Source organism: Streptomyces cellostaticus, assembly GCF_001513965.1.
GTDB classification, from domain to species: domain Bacteria; phylum Actinomycetota; class Actinomycetes; order Streptomycetales; family Streptomycetaceae; genus Streptomyces; species Streptomyces cellostaticus.
The window spans coordinates 1-1218 of the sequence record NZ_KQ948125.1; the positions used below are offsets into that span (position 1 = coordinate 1).

Below are 1218 nucleotides of genomic sequence, written 5' to 3' on the forward strand. Positions count from 1 at the left end.
AGTGCTCGATTCCGCTTTCGGTGGGTATAGCTGCTGGTAGCGGGGTGGTTACGGGTGCTCGGGGGCGGGTGCTGGGTCATGGTGCTGAGGGCACGGGCGGGCCGTGACGAGGGCGAGCAAGCGGTGGTCCGCCGTCTGGCGGCTGCGAGGAAGGCGCCGAAGGTGCTGGTGGAGCGGTGCCGGATGGTGGAGCTGAGCTGGGACGGCTGGCTGGTCCCGCAGATCGCCGACGAGCTGAGGTGCAGTCAGAAGACGGTGCGCCGCTGGCTGCACCGCTTCAACCGCTCGGGGCTTGAGGGCCTGGAGGATCTGGGCGGGCAGGGCCGCAAGCGAAGGATCACTGAGGCCGAACGCTCCCGGATCATTGCGATGGTCAAGCTGACGCCGCCCGGCCGGCTCGAGGTGCAGCCGTCGAACGAGATGTGGGCCGCGGACGAGTCGGGGCCCTCGGAGTGGACCTTGGACGCAGTGGCTGCCGCGGCCCGGGACCTGGGCATCGAGGTCAGCCGGTCCCAGGTGCGTCGGATCCTGCTGGCCGAGGGCGTGCGCTGGCGGCGCACGCGCTCGTGGACGCGCTCGAGAGATGCGGACTTCGAGGGAAAAGGACGCGGATCGTCGAGCTCTACACCAGCCCGCCCGCCGGCGCGACGGTCGTCTGCACCGACGAGCTCGGCCCGGTGATCCCCCGCACCTTCCCGCCGGCACCGGGCTGGTCACCGGACGGGCACCGCATCAAGAACGAGATCGACTACTCCCGCGGACCGGAGAAAACCTGGGTCTACGGCGCCTTACGCGTCCGCGACGGCCAGGAGCTCACGATGACCGCCACCTCCCGTAACAGTGTTTTCTACCAGCAGTTCCTCCAGCTGGTCGAGGACGCCAACCCGCACGGGGACATCTATGTGATCACCGACAATCTGTCCTCGCACAACAGCGTGTCCACCCGGACCTGGCTCGAGGGCCATCCCCGCATCAGGCACGTGTTCATCCCGGTCGGCGCCTGCTGGCTCAACCTCCAAGAGGGCTGGTGGCGCATCTTCCGCAAGACCGCCCTGGCCGGCCGCTCCTTCGGCGACCGCGACCACATCACCCACGCCACCGAAGTGGCCACAGCCCAGCTCAACGCCCGCGCCCGACCCTGGATCTGGGGCAGACCCGCACCACCCACCAGGCGCTTACGCCGCCGATATGTGTACATCCTTTGAGGAACGCAGCACT

Annotated in this window: 2 protein-coding genes; both read left to right on the top strand. The window is 68.6% G+C overall.

What is annotated here, in order from left to right; genetic code table 11:
- Positions 1 to 78: 78 nt before the first annotated feature.
- Entirely contained in the window at positions 79 to 681 is a 603-nt protein-coding gene (locus AQI88_RS42355) for a helix-turn-helix domain-containing protein (RefSeq protein WP_067011141.1), read from the top strand.
- On the top strand, positions 612 to 1205 hold the full coding sequence (locus tag AQI88_RS42360; RefSeq protein WP_107118817.1) for an IS630 family transposase: 594 nt from the start codon (positions 612 to 614) through the stop codon (positions 1203 to 1205). The genes AQI88_RS42355 and AQI88_RS42360 overlap by 70 nt, the downstream gene beginning before the upstream one ends.
- The last annotated feature ends 13 nt before the right edge of the window (positions 1206 to 1218 follow it).